Raw genomic sequence first — 17,419 nt, 5'->3', positions numbered from 1 at the left:
TCTCTATATCTATTCTTTATTCTCTATGCCTTATTATCTGTTTTTACGTTATGCTAATTGACAAATTAACACTAAATAGAATATACTATTTGTGATAATAAAATACGAAGGGGATGTTTCCATGGATAGAAATCTTGCTTTAAACCTAGTAAGGGTAACGGAGGCAGCTGCGTTATCAAGTGCCAGTTACCTAGGTAGAGGAGATAAAATAGCTGCAGATCAAGCAGCTGTAGATGGAATGAGGAAAATGTTTGAAACCTTAAATATAGATGGATCTGTAGTAATAGGTGAAGGAGAAATGGACGAGGCTCCAATGTTATATATTGGAGAAGAAATTGGTAAAGCTTTAGAGGGCAGTATTAAAGTTGATATAGCAGTTGACCCCCTTGACGGAACAACTGCTGTGGCAAAGGGACTTCCAAATGCAATAGCTGTTGTGGCTATGGCGCCCAGGGGATGCCTACTTCATGCACCTGATATGTATATGGATAAGATAGCTGTAGGGCCTAAGGCTAGGGGAAGCATTGACATCGATGCCCCGGTTGAAGAAAACCTAAAAGCTGTTGCTAAGGCACTAAAAAAAGATATATCCGATTTAACAGTTACAATAATAGACCGACCTAGACATGATGAGCTGATAGATAAAATTAGAAAAGCTGGAGCAAGAATAAAACTATTTAGTGATGGAGATGTGGCTGCAGCTATAGCAACATGCTTTGATCATTCAGGAGTAGATATACTAATGGGAATAGGAGGAGCTCCAGAGGGGGTTATAGGAGCCGCTGCATTAAAATGTATGGGAGGAGAATTCCAAGGAAGACTTTACCCATATAACGATGAAGAAAGGGAAAGATGTAAGAAAATGGGCCTAGAGGATCCAAATAAAGTTCTTACTATGGAAGACCTAGCAAAGGGAAATGAAATATTCTTCTCAGCAACAGGTATATCCGATGGAGAGCTACTTAAAGGTGTAGTATATCACGAAAACAATACTGCAAAAACCTACTCAATGGTAACAAGGGCAGAAACAGGAACAATAAGATTTGTTGAAGCCATTCATAAACTAGACAAAAAACCGGAATATGCTAAGTAAAACAAAGAATAAAGAATAGAGAATAAAGAATAGATAAGGTACAAAGTGGCCATAGGCCACTTTGTTTTAATTACAATCAAATTTTACGACCATCGGGAGTAAAATTTCCATATCTATTCTTTATTCTCTATTCTCTATTCTTTAAATTTTAAACCGTTGACTTTTTTTAAACAAAGTGATAGGATGGGACTATAATCTTGTCTATTTTATCTTCATTATACTTACATATGTATATCTTTGAATTCAGTCGAAGTTCATATTTAGAATTCCGAATACAATTTCAAATTAAAGGAAAAATAGATTATAAACCTTTGTTATATAAATTTTGGAGGTGGCATTTTGGACCGCGAGTATTTGAATAATAAGAAGTTAGTCCAATTAAGGACAATCGCTAAAGAGCTTAAGATAAAGGCTCCTACTAAATATAAAAAAGGAGAACTTATCAATGAGATTTTAGATAGATTAGAAAAAACTAAAAATAATAAAAAAGATAATAAAAAGGAAATGTATATAGATGGTATGCCCGATAAAATAAGCGAAGAGATAAATCAAAGTGATGATATAAACATGGCGGAAGGAATATTAGAACAACATTCAGATGGATATGGTTTTTTGAGGTGTAGAAATTATTTATCCGGTGATAATGATATATACATATCTCCATCCCAAATAAGGAGATTCAATTTAAGAACTGGAGATAAAGTAACAGGTATAACTAGACCACCTAAATCTGGAGAAAAATATAAAGCACTATTATATGTAAAAAAGGTTAATGACAAAAAGCCAGAAACCACTGTAAATAGAAGAGATTTTGATAAATTAACACCGATTTATCCTAATGATAGAATAAATGTTGAAACTTCTTCAAATGAATTATCCACAAGAATAATCAACTTAATCGCTCCCATTGGAAAGGGTCAAAGAGGTATGATAGTATCCCCACCTAAAGCTGGTAAAACTGTCCTTCTTAAAAAGATAGCTAATAGTATAGCTAAAAATAATCCCGAGATGGAAATAATAATATTACTAATAGATGAAAGACCGGAGGAAGTTACCGATATGCAAAGGTCTGTAAAGGCTGATGTTGTTTATTCAACCTTTGATGAACTACCAAAACATCATATAAAAGTTGCAGAGATGGTTTTAGAAAGGGGTAAAAGACTAGTTGAACATGGTAAAGATGTTGTTATTTTGCTAGATAGTATTACTAGACTAGCAAGGGCATATAACCTTACTATACCGCCAACAGGTAGAACCCTATCAGGAGGTTTAGACCCAGGAGCCCTCCATAGACCGAAAAGATTCTTTGGTGCGGCTAGAAATATAGAAGGTGGCGGCAGTCTTACTATTTTAGCTACAGCTTTGGTTGAAACTGGAAGCAGAATGGACGATGTAATATTTGAAGAGTTTAAAGGAACAGGAAATATGGAGGTACATCTAGATAGGAAGTTATCTGAGAAAAGAATCTTCCCTGCAATAGATATAAATAAATCAGGTACAAGAAGAGAAGAATTATTACTTTCCCAAGAAGAACTAGAAACAATATGGAGAATCAGAAAGGCCTTAAGCAATTCATCCACATCAGATGTAACCGAATTCCTTATAGATAGACTTATGGGAACAAAGAATAATGAAGACTTTATAAACGTTGCTAAGAAAAATTTTATTTAATACTTTCTGCTTGAATTACTATAATATATATGCTATAATGTATTAGTTGAAAAATAGGAATTTTTATATAAAAGTATTATGAAGAAAGAGGTGAAACACAATGAAAAAAGGTATTCATCCAGAATATAAAAAAGTAACTGTACACTGCGCATGCGGAAATACTTTTGAATCAGCATCAACAAAAGACGAATTGAAAGTAGAGATTTGTTCAGAATGTCATCCATTCTACACTGGTCGTCAGAAGCGTGTTGACGAAGGTGGTCGTGTTGATAAATTTAAGAAAAAATATGGAATACAATAATATTTGGATTGTATATAGTAGGTTAGAGCCAATTGGCGCTAACCTTTATTTTTGCTTTAAAACAAAAATTTATTTAATGAAGAATTTAAAAGATAGAATAAGAAATAAATATAAAGATGTAAATATGTAGTGGACAATTGTCAATGGACAGTGGACAATTGAAGGTGATTTTACTCCCTACGGTCGTAAAATATTATATACAAATCGGCTTCAGCCGATTTGTACCTTTAACTGTCAATTGTCAACTGTCCAATGTCAATTAGAAAAAAGAGGGGTGTCACAAAAATGTATGGACCAAATCATCATGGTTGGATAGAAGTAATAGTAGGACCTATGTATAGCGGAAAAAGTGAAGAACTAATAAGACGGGTAAGAAGAGCCCAAATAGCTAAACAAAAAATACAAGTTTTTAAACCTGCTATTGATGATAGATATAGCATAGATGAAGTAGTATCCCATAATGGGGAAAAAATCGAAGCCCAGAGGATTGTTAATTCCGATGATATATATGAATACTTAAATGATGATACAGAGGTTATAGGCATAGATGAAGTACAATTTATAGATGAAGGTGTTATAGACATATGTAGAAAATTGGCTGATAGAGGACTTAGAGTAATAGCTGCAGGTCTTGATATGGATTTTAGAGGTGAACCCTTTGGATGTGCCCCAAGTATTATGGCGATAGCAGAGTTTGTAGATAAGTTAACTGCTGTATGTGTAAAGTGTGGAAGCCCTGCCAATAGAACCCAAAGATTAATAAATGAAAAACCGGCAAACTATTATGAACCAACTATATTAGTAGGCGCTAAGGAAAGCTACGAAGCAAGATGTAGAAAACATCATGAAGTTCCGAAATAAAGAAGAAAGTGTAAAGAAGAAAGAAGAGATTAAAAAACAAAGAATAGAGAATAAAGAATAAATAAGGAGATTTTACTCCCGATGGTCGTAAAATTAAATAAAAACAAAGTGGCCTTTGGCCACTTTGCACAATATCTATTCTTTATTCTTTATTATTTATTCTCTAAATAAAAGTGGAGTTGATAAAAATGAAAACCACAATACAAAACCTACTAAAAACTGCCAATGCAAAATTAAAAGAAAGAAGAAATCCCCAATTGGATAGTATGCTATTACTTTGTTATGTTATTAATGTTGATAAAATATATATTTATACACATAGGGATCAGGTTATAGATATGGAAACTGTGGATAAGTTTTATAAACTAGTGGAAAAAAGAAGTAAAGGTTACCCTTTACAATATATAATAAAAAAACAGGAGTTTATGGGTCTAGATTTTTTTGTAGATGAAGGAGTATTGGTTCCTAGACCAGATACAGAAATATTAGTAGAAAGTATAATAAAACTAGTTAATGAATCTAATATGAGGGATAAAGATAACATAAATATAGTTGATATAGGGACCGGTAGTGGAGCCATAACATTAAGTCTAGCCCACTATATTAAAAATGCCTTTATTTATTCAATAGATATAAGCCAAGATGCTTTAAATATCGCTAAAAGGAACTGTAAAAACTTAAGACTTGAAAATAGAGTAGAATTTTTAAATGGAGACCTTTTTAAGCCCTTAGAAAATTTATATAAAGAAAAAGAAATAGATATAATAGTATCAAATCCCCCCTATATACCCACTAAAGATATAACAAATCTCGAAGTAGAAGTTTCCCAGTATGAACCTAAACTTGCCCTAGACGGTGGCATCGATGGACTTAATTATTACAAAAAAATAATAGAACAAGCTCCAAATTATCTCAAAGCAAATGGAATTTTAGCCCTAGAAATAGGATATAATCAAGGTAAAGATTTAAAAAAACTGTTACAACAAATAGGGAAGTTTGATAACATAGAAATTAAGAAAGACTTAGCAGGACATGATAGGGTTGTGATCGCTATGCTTAAATAGTAAATAATAAAGAATAGAGAATAAAGAATAGATAAGGAGATTTTACTCCCGGTGGTCGTAAAATTAAATTATAATAAAACCAAAGTGGCCAAAGGCCACTTTGTACCACATCTATTCTCTATTCTTTATTCTCTATTCTCTAAAAAAAGAGGGGGTTATTACATAAATGAAAGAGTTACTAAAGCAATTCCTAATATTTTTCCGTATTGGAGCTTTCACTTTCGGTGGGGGATATGCTATGATACCCCTTATACAGGAGGAAATAGTGGATAAAAATGAATGGATGGATAATGATGAATTTTTAGATACCCTTGCTATAGCACAATCGGCTCCAGGGGCTGTGGCAGTAAATACTGCTGTTTTTATAGGTAATAAATTAAACGGATTTCTGGGTTCAATGGCCTGTTTATTAGGTGTAATATTACCATCCTTTATGATAATACTTATAATTGCTATGTTTTTATACCAATATAGGGATAATAAGGTTATAGACAAAATGTTTTTAGGAATAAGACCAGCAGTTGTAGCCTTAATATTATCATCGGTTTATAAACTGGCTAAGGCATCAGAACTTAAGAAAAAATCATTTATAATATCTATATTGGCATTAATAGCCGTTGCCTTTTTAGATATAAACCCAATATGGACAATAGTTGTTGGGGGAGTTTTTGGAGTAGGGATTAACCTAATTAAAGAGGAAATGTAAAAATATAATTAACAATTGACGATTGACGATTGACAATTGACAATTAAAGGTGATTTTACTCCTTATGGTCGTAAAATATTATAGGGAAATCGGCTTCGCCGATTGTACCTTAAATTGTCAATTGTCAACTGTCCATTGTCAATTAGAGAAAAAAGGGGGGTTATTACTTTGATTTTAATTAAACTTTTTATATCGTTCCTAAAAATAGGAGCTTTCAGTTTCGGTGGAGGATATGCAATGTTACCCCTTATAGAACGGGAGATAATAGAAGTTCATGGTTGGTTAAATCCCCATGAGTTTATAGATATACTTGCCATAGCCCAAATGACACCGGGACCTATAGCACTAAATAGTGCAACCTTTTTAGGATATAAAGTGAGTGGAGTGCTGGGATCAGTTATAGCTACTATAGCAGTTGTAACACCATCGGTTATAATTATATTAATAATGGCTCATTTTTTTAATAAATTTAAAGAGTCGAAATATGTGGCATGGATATTTAGTGGTATACGGCCTGTGGTATTAGGACTTATAGCATCTGCCGCAGTAAATGTTGGAAGGGGTGCATTTATAGATATAAAAAGTGTTATGATAGCATCGGCTATATTTTATCTAATAACATTTAAAAAGCTCCATCCAATACTGGGAATAGTAGCATCTGCAGTTATGGGTGTAGTCCTATATTGATGATGTAGTCAAAGAAGGAAAAATATGATATAATTTTTTACATGTGAGACCAAGGGGAACGGTTTTTTTTATATGTGGGGACTGAATATATTCAGTCCGGCTTTAAAGGCATATAGTATGGAACAATAACAAAACTTAGTTGCTGGGGGATTCGTAATCCCACAGCTTTTTAAGAGATATAGTGCCTGGCATATTTGAACCTTGCACTCTGCACCGAACAAAGAAGCGCCAAAGGCGCCTTTGTTCTTAATGAAGTTAAATAAAATAGAGGTGAATATAAATGTTAGATAAGTTAGAATTTTTAGAAGAAAAATACAAAGACTTAAATGCCAAAATAAGTGACCCAGAGATAATTAGTCAAACATCTAAATGGCAAAAATATGTGAAAGAGCATGCTGAAATTGAACCTATTGTTCAAAAATATAGGGAATATAAAGAAGTGTCTGACGGAATCGAAGATGCTAAAGAGATGTTAAAGGATAAACTGGAAGATGATTTTAGGGATATGGTTAAAGAGGAATTGAATGAATTACAGAAAAAAGAAGAAACATTGAGGGAAGGAATGAAGTTAATGCTTATTCCAAAGGATCCCAATGATGACAAAAACGTTATAATGGAGATTCGTGCTGGGGCCGGTGGAGATGAAGCTGGTATCTTTGCTGGAGATTTATTTAGAATGTATTCAAGATACACCGAAAGACAGGGATGGAAAATGGAACTTATGAGTTCCAATGAACAAGGTGTAGGTGGATTTAAAGAAATAATCCTGCTTATAAAAGGAAAAGGAGCATTTAGTAAACTTAAATATGAAAGTGGGGTTCATAGGGTTCAAAGAGTTCCGGCAACTGAATCCGGTGGAAGAATCCATACTTCAACTGCCACTGTTGCGGTGTTACCTGAAGCTGATGATATCGATATTGAAGTAAGTCAAAATGACCTTAGAATAGATGTTTATAGATCATCAGGAAACGGAGGACAGAGTGTTAATACAACAGACTCTGCCGTTAGAATAACCCATGAGCCTACTGGAATAGTGGTCTCCTGTCAGGATGAGAAATCTCAACTTAAAAATAAGGATAAAGCCATGAGAATATTGAAGGCTAGGTTATATGATAAAATGCAAGCAGAACAAAATGCAGAAATAGCCCAAGCGAGGAAAAGCCAAGTAGGTTCAGGGGATAGAAGTGCAAAAATAAGAACATACAACTTCCAGCAGGGTAGAATAACAGACCATAGAATAAATATGACTGTATACAAATTAGATTCATTCTTAGATGGGGACATTGGGGAAATGCTAGATGCACTTATCACTACAGACCAAGCAGAGAAACTTAAGGAATTGAACGGATAGTTTTTTAAAGAAGAAAGAAGAGGTATAAAAGCAAAGAATAAAGAATAGAGAATAAAGAATAAATAAGGAAACCTTCGACTGAAGTCGAAGCTACAAATTTTTTTGTGTAGGGACTGAATGTATTCAGTCCCTTGGCCATAGGAAGAGTGGGGTATTTGAATAAAACCAAGATAGAGGGGAGTTCATTCCTCGGCCGTGTTGTTGGGGGATTCGTAATCCCTCAACCTATTACAATGAAATTTTACGACCGAAGGGAGTAAAATAACCACGTCTATTCTCTATTATTTACTCTCTATTCTCTAATTAAAACGGGGAGATGATTTAGGTGAATGGCAATCTAACTTTTCTACTTGATATAGCAATAATTTTAATATTTGCTAATTTGGGGGGTTTTTTAAGTAGAAAGATAAAACAACCGGCGGTTCTTGGTCAGATTATAGCCGGACTTGTTATTGGACCAGCAGTTTTAGGGATTATAGAAGAAAGCAGTGCAATATCCCATATGGCTGAGATAGGTGTAATACTTCTTATGTTTATAGCAGGACTTGAAACGGATATAGATGATTTGAAGGCATCTAGTAAATCTTCAGCTCTTATAGCTTTAGGAGGAGTAGTGGTTCCATTTGTATTAGGTTTTTTAGCATTAAAACTTGCAAAACCTTCTGCTACTACAAATGAAGGTTTATTTTTGGGGGTAATATTAACAGCTACAAGTGTAAGTATAACTGTCCAGGCCCTAAGGGAACTTAAGAAGCTTAGGACAAAGCAAGGGGTAGGTATATTAGGTGCAGCTATTATAGATGATGTTGCAGGAATTATTATACTAACGGTTATTATCGGTATGATAAGCCCTACTGAAAGTAGTAATATATTATTAGTATTAGGTAAAATAGCATTATTTTTTATTTTATCAATGGCATTTGGTATAATATTTTCTAAATTCTTAACTAAACATTCGGAGTTTATTTGTAGGGAAAATAGACTGTTGACGGCGGCTTTAATATTTTGTTTTTCCTTAGCATTTATAGCCGAGGAACTAGGGGTTGCAGCAATAATCGGGGCTTATTTTACTGGAGTAATATTTTCCACTACTCCCCATAGAAATAGAGTATCCCACGAAATACAAAGAATAAGTTATGCCCTATTTACCCCCATATTTTTTATAAACATAGGTCTTGGGGTAAAGTTTAATAATGTAAGTGGTGTTATAGGTATAAGCATTGTAATAATATTAGCATCTGTATTAGGAAAATTAATTGGCTGTGGAATAGGTTCTAAGCTATCAGGATTTAATAATAGAGAGTCACTACAGATAAGTATAGGTATGATACCTAGAGCAGAGGTGGCTTTAATAGTAACAAACTTAGGCTTAAGTATGGGTATCATAGGAAATGATATATTTACATCAATAATATTAACAGTATTAGTAACAACAATAATAACTCCACCAATGTTAAAATTAGCCTTTGATGACAAAGAAAAGGAAAGTAAGCGGAAATTAGTTAAGAAAATGTAACTTTAAAACAAAGAATAAATAATAGATAATAAAGAATAAATAAGGGAACCTTCGACTGAAGTCGAAGCTATAAACTTTATTTTGCAAGGACTGAATATATTCAGCCCCCCCGCCGTAGGAAGAGGCGGGGTTTCTGTTTTATATAATGAAATTTTACGACCAAAGGGAGTAAAATAACCACATCTATTCTCTATTCTCTAATGTAAAATTCCCATTCCCAAAACAAAACCAAAAACAAATCCAATAGTAGAAATTCTACCTTTATAGATTTCCCTAGCATTAGGGATAAGTTCTCCACAGGTTATGTATAACATGGTACCGCTGGCTAAGGATAAACATAGGGATATAAAAATATCTGAAACATTACCTAAGATCCCTCCAATTAATGCTCCTAGCCCAGTAGGAATACCAGATATAAATGTTAAAAACAATATTTTTAGTGACTTTGCTCCGGCCATTCTAAGGGGAGTTCCCATAGCGATTCCTTCCGGCAGATTATGCAGTGCCATAACTAAAGCCACCTTTATACCCAAATCCCTTCTAAATACAAATCCAGAACCTATGGCAAGACCTTCAGGCAAGTTATGTAAAGCTATACCGATACCAACAAGTATACCTGTCTTTAGTAAAGAATTATTTTTTATTTTACTGTCTGGAATCATATCCTCTATAAAAACAACTAAAATAATACCCAATATTATTCCAACTATACATATCCACAAATCCCCTATAGAAAGGGCCTCAGGTAATAGGTCAAAGGTTATTATACTAAGCATAAGACCACTGGTTATCCCAAGGAGAACACTAAGAAATTTCCTATTAGGTCTTACCAATAAAATAGAGATAATCCCCCCAGCTCCAGTCCCAACAACCCCAACCAAAGTCCCTAAAATAGCAGTATCTATAATATTATTCATTTATACACCCCACTTTATTTTTCTATTTATAATATATTAGATACTTAGGGGAAATATTATGTTTAAAGAATAAAGAATAGAGAATAAAGAATAGATAAGGAGATTTTACTCCCGATGGTCGTAAAATTAAATATAAACAAAGTAGCCTCTGGCCACTTTGCACCACATCTATTCTCTATTCTTTATTCTCTATTCTCTATTTTCCCTAGACCTAAACCCTCCATTTGTGTATAATATATATTTGAGAACGTAAATGGAAATGATAATAATAAAAAGAAGGGATTTAAATGGATTTAATAAATACAAAGATATTAAAAATAGATAATGAAAATCCTGATAAAGATAAAATAAAAGAGGCAGCGAGAATATTAAAAAGTGGCGGTACTGTTGCTTTTCCAACGGAAACAGTTTATGGATTAGGAGCTAATGCCCTAAATGAAGATTCAATAGATAAAATATTTAATGCAAAGGGGAGACCCCAGGATAATCCTTTGATAGTACATATTGCAGATATAGACCAAATAAATAAGTTAGTAAAAAACATATCTAAAAGGGCAAAAACAATAATGGAGAAATTTTGGCCAGGACCGTTAACTGTTATTTTTGACAAAAGTGATATAGTCCCCTATAAAGTAACAGGGGGCTTAGAAACTATAGCCATAAGAATGCCAAATCATAAGATAGCTTTAAGTCTTATAAAAGAAGCAAATCTTCCAATAGCTGCTCCCAGCGCAAATATATCGGGGAAACCCAGTCCAACAGAATCTAGTCATGTTATTCAAGACCTATCGGGGAAAATAGATATGGTAATAGATGGTGGAAACACTGGAGTAGGTTTAGAATCCACTGTGCTAGATTTGTCAGGAGATATACCCACCATATTAAGACCCGGTGGTATTACAATAGAAGACTTACTAACGGTATTTGACAAAGTTGACTATGATAAAGCATTGGAAAATAACGACGAAAACTTAAAACCCAAATCTCCAGGTCAAAAATATAGACATTATTCACCAAATGCTAAAATGACCATTATAAAGGGTAATGAAAATCTAGTATCAAAAGAGATAAACAAACTTACAAAAAAATATGAAGACCAGGGACTAAAAGTAGGAATAATGGCCACAGAGGAAATGAAAGATAAATACGAAAATGGAGAAATACTTGTGGTGGGAAGTAAACAAAAAACTGAAACAATCGCCAAAAATCTCTTTGATACATTAAGAAAGTTTGATAAATTAAAAGTAGACATAATATTAGCTGAAGCAATAGATGAAAAGGGAATAGGCAAAGCAATTATGAACAGAATGGGTAAAGCCAGCCAGAATATTGTTAAAGTAGAATAGGTAGAGAAGGAATGTGAAGATATAGTGGAGAGTTGAGAATTGAGAGTGGAGAGTTATGGTAATCTTCGACTGAAGTCGAAGCTACGTTATGTTAAAGAAGAATGGGTAAAGAAGGAATGTAAAGAGACAGAGGCTATGCTTCCTCATGTGTAGGGCCTGAAAGTGGCGGGAAAGAGGCGAAAATAAAATCAATTTAAAAATAACAAGCAATCAAAAATATCAAAATCCCACTGATTTTGTTGTTGGGGGATTCGTAATCCCCCAACCAGCGGTGTAGGGAATGGACCGAAAATAAAATTAATAAAAAACAAATAGCAACTAACATCCAGAAACTATGTAATAGCACCAATTTATAATTTAAAATTTAAAATTCCGAAGGCGGTTCAAGGCAAAAACTGTGGATCTACAATAATTAACAATTAGAAATTAAAAATTAACAATTCCGAAGTCCCACTTCGGCAAGGGGGTGTATGTATTATGAACATACTATTTGTTTGTACAGGAAATACCTGCCGCAGTAGTATGGCGGAGGCTTTGTTTAAAGACATATTAGAAAAAAAAGAAAGGGATTTAAATATAAATGTTAAATCAGCAGGAATATATGCAATGGAAGGGAGTCCTGCCACAAGACAGGCTATAGATGTTATGAAAAATAGAAATATAGACTTAACAAAACATAAATCTAAATTAATAACAAATAATATGATAAATAGTGCTGACTTGATTCTTACTATGACATCTTCCCATAAAGATGCTCTTTTAAAAATAAAGCCTGATATATATAACAAAGTATTTACCCTTAAAGAATATGCAAATGTAAATAGTAATATAGACATAATGGATCCCTATGGAATGCCAGTTGCAGAGTACGAAAAAACAGCAAAAGAGATTAAAGAGGCCATCGTTAAAACCCTTGAGAAGATAAAGAATAAAGAATAGAGAATAAAGAATAGATAAGGAAATCTTCGACTGAAGTCGAAGCTACATTGTGTTAAAGAAGAGATGTAAAGAGACGGAAGCTATGCTTACCCGTGTGTAGGGTCTGGGCATGCCAGACCCCGCCCTGAAAGTGGCGTAGATGGACCTAAAATAAAAACAATAAAAACAAATAGCAACTAGCACCCAGAAACTATGTAATGGCACCAATTTATAATTTACAATTTTAAATTTAAAATTCCGAGGCGCCGCTTCGGCAAGGGAGGTTTTTAATAATGAAAATAGCTATAGGTAGTGATCATGGTGGTTATGAACTTAAGGAACATATAAAAGGCTACTTAGATGAAAATGGAATTGAATATGTTGACTGTGGAACAGACTCAACGGAATCTGTGGACTATCCAGAATTTGGACAAAAAGTAGCAGAAGCAGTAAAGGAAGGAAAGTGTGATAAGGGTATAGTTTGTTGTGGAACTGGAATAGGAATATCCATTGCAGCCAATAAGGTTCCAGGGATAAGATGTGCATTATGTAGCGACTGCTACTCAGCTAAAATGTCTAGAGAACACAATAATGCCAATGTCCTTGCCATGGGAGCCAGAGTATTAGGTAGGGACTTAGCAATAGAAATAGTAAGCACCTGGCTAAAAACAGACTTTCAAGGTGGAAGACATGAAAGAAGAGTAGACAAGATAGAGGGTATTGAGAATAAATACGCTTTAGATTAAAGATTAAAGAATAGAGAATAAAGAATAGATAAGGAGATTTTACTCCCGATGGTCGTAAAATTAAATATAAACAAAGTGGCCTGTGGCCACTTTGCACCATATCTATTCTCTATTCTTTATTATCTATTATTTAAATAAAAGGAGGATATATGAAAATGGGTAAAGTTATAGAAATGAATCATCCACTTATAAAACATAAATTAACATTCATAAGAGATAAAAATACAGGTTCTAAGCAATTTAGGGAGCTTGTAAAGGAAGTATCTATGCTTATGGGATATGAATTAACTAGGGATTTATCCCTTGAAACAATAGACATAGACACACCCATAATGAAGGCTAAATCAGAAGTGATATCAGGTAAAAAGTTAGGTATAGTACCTATCTTAAGGGCAGGTCTCGGTATGGTAGAGGGTATGCTTAATCTTTTACCGGCAGCTAAAGTTGGTCATGTGGGGCTTTATAGAGACCCGGAAACATTAGAGCCAGTTGAATATTATTGTAAACTACCAACCGATGTTGGGGAAAGACAGTTAATAGTACTGGACCCAATGCTTGCAACGGGAGGCTCAGCAAAGGCGGCAATAACTTTCCTTAAAAATAAAGGAGCTACGAATATAAGATTCGCATGTCTTATAGCGGCACCAGAGGGTATAAAAGCTGTACAAGATGCCCATCCAGATATAGATATATATGTGGGAGCAGTAGACGAAAAACTAAACGACCACGCCTACATAATCCCTGGCCTAGGAGATGCAGGAGACAGACTTTACGGAACGAAATAACTTAAATTAAATAATAAATAGTAGAGAATAAAGAACTTAAAGCAAAGAATAAAGAATAGAGAATAAAGAACAAATAAGGAAACCTTCGACTGAAGTCGAAGCTATAAATTAAATAAAAACAAAGTGGCCTTCGGCCACTTTGCACCAAATCTATTCTCTATTCTCTAGTTAAAAAAGGGGTGTATTAAGTTGCGTCCATCTTGGGATAACTATTTTATGGAGATAGTTAATGTTGTAAAAAAAAGATCAACTTGTTTAAGAAGGCAAGTTGGGGCTTTGATAGTTAAAGATAAAAGGATTTTATCAACAGGATATAATGGGGCACCTACAGGACTTGCCCACTGTGAAGAAACGGGATGTCTTAGGGAACAACTAAAGGTGCCATCGGGAGAAAGACATGAACTCTGTAGAGCACTCCATGCAGAGCAAAATGCAATAGTACAAGCCGCCAATTCCGGTGTAAGTATAAACAATGCCACAATATACGTTACAGATCAACCCTGTGTACTATGTGCCAAAATGATAATAAATGCAGGTATTAAAAGGATAGTATTTGAAAAAGGATACCCTGACGAACTATCCATGAAACTTTTAAATGAAGCAGGAATAGAAATAAAAAAATTAGTTAATAGTTAATAGATAAAGAGCAAAGTGGCCTTCGGCCACTTTGTTTTGCTTACAAAACAATCTTTCTATTTAAAAATTAACTATCTTGTGTCAATAAATCTTTTATCTTCAAGCTTTTGACTAGTAACTATTAACTGTTAACTATTAACTATATTTTATCAGTTGACTAAAATCCTTAATTAGAATAAAATTAAAATAAAGATTAAATTGAAAAAAATTTGCCTTAAATAAAAGAAGATACATAAGGGAAAACTAGGATTGAAGAAGGAGTGTTACAATGGATAAATACTATATACCATTTTTTATAGCTGTTGCCATAGCTTATCTGGCTACACCGCTGGTTAGATGGTTTGCTATTAAAGTGGGTGCAGTTGATGTACCAAAGGATGATAGAAGAATTCATAAAAAACCTATGCCTTTAATGGGTGGACTTGCCATATATATTGCTACCATAATTTCAATGATTATTTATATAGATCCTATAGATAAGGGAATAATATCAATAATGGTGGGAGCAACAATAATTGTTATAACTGGAGTAATAGACGATATAAAGCCATTATCAGCTAAAGTCAAGTTTCTAGCCCAGATAGTTGCTGCCTTTATATTAGTATGGGGAGATATAAGAATAGAATTCATTTCCAATCCCTTTGATAAAGTAGATGGTATGTTAATATTAGGAGCTCTTTCTACACCGATTACTATATTTTGGGTTGTGGGTATAACAAACACCCTTAACTTTATAGATGGAGTTGATGGACTAGCAGCAGGAGTTGGCTCCATTGCCTCAATGAGTTTATTATTTGTGGCATCGATAAATGGATATACCAGTGTAGCTATAATGTCTGCCATAATAGCAGGCTCTGCATTTGGATTTTTACCCCATAACTTTAATCCAGCCAAAATATTTATGGGAGATACCGGTGCATTGTTTTTAGGATATATGCTGTCGGTTATAGCAATAAAAGGGGTAATGAAAAGTGTTGCTGCAATAGGTATTGCCATACCGATATTAGTTCTTGGTATTCCTATTTTTGATACAACTTTTGCAATAATTAGAAGGGTTATAAATAAAAAACCAATATATGAAGCCGATAAGGGTCACCTTCATCACAGACTTTTAAAAAGAGGATTAAGCCAAAAACAAACAGTTTTAGTTTTATATACAATAAGTGTATTTTTAGGTGTATCTGCTGTAATACTAACGGATGCAAAACCTAGTACCGCTGTAATGATACTTGGAGGAATATTTTCAGTATCTATACTAGCTGCAGCTAGAAAAAGAATAGTGGCAGGAAAAAAAGCAAAAGAAAGAAATAAGTAAAAAGCAAGGGAGACCTTGCTTTTTTATTAAAGAATAAATAATAGAGAATAAAGAATAAATAAGGTGATTTTACTCGCTATGCTCGCAAAATTAAATTATGTATGGACAGGGCATGCTCTATCCGATGGGTTATTCACTGTAAAGAGGAATTCATTCCCCCTTGTCCAGTTGCTGGGGGATTCGTAATCCCCCAGCACTTATTACAATAATATTTTACGACCAAAGGGAGTAAAACCACCTTTAATTTTCAATTGGCAACTGTCGATTGTCAATTATATAAAAGGAAAGGAATGAATAAAATGAATAAAATGAAAAAAATAAAAGTATTATCAACCTTCGGCACCAGACCAGAGGCCATAAAAATGGCTCCTGTGGTAAAAAAATTAAGGGAAAATGAAAATGTTATAGATAAGATTTGTGTAACTGCACAACATAGGGAGATGTTGGATCAAGTTTTAAACGTATTTAATATAAAGCCAGATTATGATTTAAATATATTTAAGCCGGGACAGACCCTAGCAGAGATAACAACAAGGGCTTTAAATGGACTAGAGAAAGTCATAAAGGAATTTAAACCCGATGTATTATTGGTCCATGGAGATACTAGCACGACATTTGCCGGTGCATTAGCTGGATTTTACAATAACATTAAGGTGGGACATGTGGAAGCAGGACTAAGGAGTGGAAATCTATACTCTCCATATCCAGAGGAGGCAAATAGAAAGTTAGCCGGTGTAATAACTAATTATCACTTTGCACCGACAGAAAAAAGCAGATTAAATTTATTAAATGAAGGGTATGAAGATAGTAGAATATTTATTACTGGAAATACCCAGATAGATGCTTTGTTTGAAGTTGTGGATGATGAATATGTTTTTGAAAATGAACTATTAAATAGTATAGACTATAAAAACAAAAAGATAATAACCATGACAGCCCATAGAAAAGAGAACCTTGGAAAACCAATGGAAAACATTTTTAATGCAATAAAAGATGTGGTGCTTAAAAATGAAGATGTAGAGGTGATATTCCCCATACATTTAAATCCCAAAGTAAGAAATATCGCCAATCCTATATTAAAGGATTTAGATAGAGTACATATTATAGAACCTTTAGACTATTTACCCTTTGCCAATCTTCAGGCTAGAAGTTATCTTATAGTTACAGACTCAGGGGGAATCCAAGAAGAGGCTCCATCCCTTGGAAAACCCATATTAGTAGCAAGAAGGGAAACTGAAAGACCTGAGGGTATAGAGGCTGGAACAGCAAAACTATTAGGTGTGGAAAGGGATAATATATTTAGAGAGATAGATACCCTTGTGAACAATGAAGAAGAATATAATAAAATGTCCAATGCAGTAAATCCCTACGGTGACGGAAAAGCATCCGAGAGGATAGTGGAAATCTTAATTAAAGAAGAAAGTGTAAAGAAGAAAGAAGAAATATAAAGACGTAGGGACAGGGCATGCCCTGTCCAATGAAATATCCAAAAACTACGGGTCTGAA

The 17,419-nt window shown here is 33.9% G+C and carries 17 protein-coding genes; 16 read left to right on the top strand and 1 reads right to left on the bottom strand.

The window, feature by feature from the left end; genetic code table 11:
* Window positions 1–121 precede the first annotated feature (121 nt).
* The 9 genes from glpX to V6137_RS01910 all read left to right on the top strand — a co-directional run bounded on the left by glpX (window position 122) and on the right by V6137_RS01910 (window position 9,250).
* Window positions 122–1,093 (top strand): class II fructose-bisphosphatase, encoded by a 972-nt coding sequence (gene glpX, locus V6137_RS01950; RefSeq protein ID WP_425446196.1) that lies wholly within the window; start codon window positions 122–124, stop codon window positions 1,091–1,093.
* A 339-nt stretch (window positions 1,094–1,432) separates the two neighbouring features.
* Window positions 1,433–2,764: a transcription termination factor Rho gene (gene rho / locus V6137_RS01945; protein ID WP_425446195.1), complete on the top strand. Its 1,332-nt coding sequence runs from the start codon at window positions 1,433–1,435 to the stop codon at window positions 2,762–2,764.
* A gap of 100 nt (window positions 2,765–2,864) precedes the next feature.
* Complete coding sequence (gene rpmE / locus V6137_RS01940; RefSeq protein ID WP_425446194.1) at window positions 2,865–3,065, top strand: 50S ribosomal protein L31; 201 nt, start codon at window positions 2,865–2,867, stop codon at window positions 3,063–3,065.
* A 285-nt stretch (window positions 3,066–3,350) separates the two neighbouring features.
* Window positions 3,351–3,926, top strand: coding sequence for a thymidine kinase (locus V6137_RS01935; RefSeq protein ID WP_425446193.1), 576 nt, complete (start codon window positions 3,351–3,353; stop codon window positions 3,924–3,926).
* Window positions 3,927–4,114: 188 nt separating this feature from the next.
* On the top strand, window positions 4,115–4,990 hold the full coding sequence (gene prmC, locus V6137_RS01930; RefSeq protein WP_425446192.1) for a peptide chain release factor N(5)-glutamine methyltransferase: 876 nt from the start codon (window positions 4,115–4,117) through the stop codon (window positions 4,988–4,990).
* Window positions 4,991–5,156: 166 nt separating this feature from the next.
* Window positions 5,157–5,696, top strand: a complete 540-nt coding sequence (locus V6137_RS01925; RefSeq protein ID WP_425446191.1) for a chromate transporter — start codon at window positions 5,157–5,159, stop codon at window positions 5,694–5,696.
* Between the two features lie 168 nt (window positions 5,697–5,864).
* Entirely contained in the window at window positions 5,865–6,383 is a 519-nt protein-coding gene (locus V6137_RS01920) for a chromate transporter (RefSeq protein WP_425446190.1), read from the top strand.
* Window positions 6,384–6,663: 280 nt separating this feature from the next.
* Window positions 6,664–7,734 (top strand): peptide chain release factor 1, encoded by a 1,071-nt coding sequence (gene prfA / locus V6137_RS01915; protein WP_425446189.1) that lies wholly within the window; start codon window positions 6,664–6,666, stop codon window positions 7,732–7,734.
* A 325-nt stretch (window positions 7,735–8,059) separates the two neighbouring features.
* Entirely contained in the window at window positions 8,060–9,250 is a 1,191-nt protein-coding gene (locus V6137_RS01910) for a cation:proton antiporter (protein ID WP_425446188.1), read from the top strand.
* A gap of 197 nt (window positions 9,251–9,447) precedes the next feature.
* On the opposite strand, the gene V6137_RS01905 is transcribed toward V6137_RS01910, so the two are convergent.
* Window positions 9,448–10,167, bottom strand: coding sequence for a ZIP family metal transporter (locus V6137_RS01905; protein WP_425446187.1), 720 nt, complete (start codon window positions 10,165–10,167; stop codon window positions 9,448–9,450).
* Between the two features lie 287 nt (window positions 10,168–10,454).
* Between V6137_RS01905 and V6137_RS01900 the strand changes: the two genes are divergently transcribed.
* The 7 genes from V6137_RS01900 to wecB all read left to right on the top strand — a co-directional run bounded on the left by V6137_RS01900 (window position 10,455) and on the right by wecB (window position 17,361).
* Window positions 10,455–11,513 (top strand): L-threonylcarbamoyladenylate synthase, encoded by a 1,059-nt coding sequence (locus V6137_RS01900; RefSeq protein ID WP_425446186.1) that lies wholly within the window; start codon window positions 10,455–10,457, stop codon window positions 11,511–11,513.
* Window positions 11,514–11,990: 477 nt separating this feature from the next.
* A complete protein-coding gene (locus tag V6137_RS01895; protein ID WP_425446185.1) occupies window positions 11,991–12,452 on the top strand; it encodes a low molecular weight protein arginine phosphatase in 462 nt (153 codons plus the stop codon).
* Window positions 12,453–12,724: 272 nt separating this feature from the next.
* Window positions 12,725–13,177: a ribose 5-phosphate isomerase B gene (gene rpiB, locus V6137_RS01890; protein WP_425446184.1), complete on the top strand. Its 453-nt coding sequence runs from the start codon at window positions 12,725–12,727 to the stop codon at window positions 13,175–13,177.
* 155 nt (window positions 13,178–13,332) lie between these two features.
* Window positions 13,333–13,962 (top strand): uracil phosphoribosyltransferase, encoded by a 630-nt coding sequence (gene upp, locus V6137_RS01885; RefSeq protein ID WP_425446183.1) that lies wholly within the window; start codon window positions 13,333–13,335, stop codon window positions 13,960–13,962.
* A gap of 189 nt (window positions 13,963–14,151) precedes the next feature.
* Window positions 14,152–14,598 carry a deoxycytidylate deaminase gene (locus V6137_RS01880; protein WP_425446182.1) on the top strand — a complete coding sequence of 149 codons (447 nt, stop codon included), beginning with the start codon at window positions 14,152–14,154 and terminating at the stop codon, window positions 14,596–14,598.
* A 268-nt stretch (window positions 14,599–14,866) separates the two neighbouring features.
* Window positions 14,867–15,913: a glycosyltransferase family 4 protein gene (locus V6137_RS01875; RefSeq protein WP_425446181.1), complete on the top strand. Its 1,047-nt coding sequence runs from the start codon at window positions 14,867–14,869 to the stop codon at window positions 15,911–15,913.
* A gap of 308 nt (window positions 15,914–16,221) precedes the next feature.
* Window positions 16,222–17,361 carry a non-hydrolyzing UDP-N-acetylglucosamine 2-epimerase gene (gene wecB, locus V6137_RS01870; RefSeq protein WP_425446180.1) on the top strand — a complete coding sequence of 380 codons (1,140 nt, stop codon included), beginning with the start codon at window positions 16,222–16,224 and terminating at the stop codon, window positions 17,359–17,361.
* The last annotated feature ends 58 nt before the right edge of the window (window positions 17,362–17,419 follow it).

The organism is Dethiothermospora halolimnae (genome assembly GCF_037577855.1).
GTDB classification, from domain to species: Bacteria; Bacillota; Clostridia; order Tissierellales; family VENL01; genus Dethiothermospora; species Dethiothermospora halolimnae.
The sequence above is the reverse complement of the archived record's forward strand: the minus strand, read 5'-3'. Positions and strand labels throughout refer to the sequence as shown.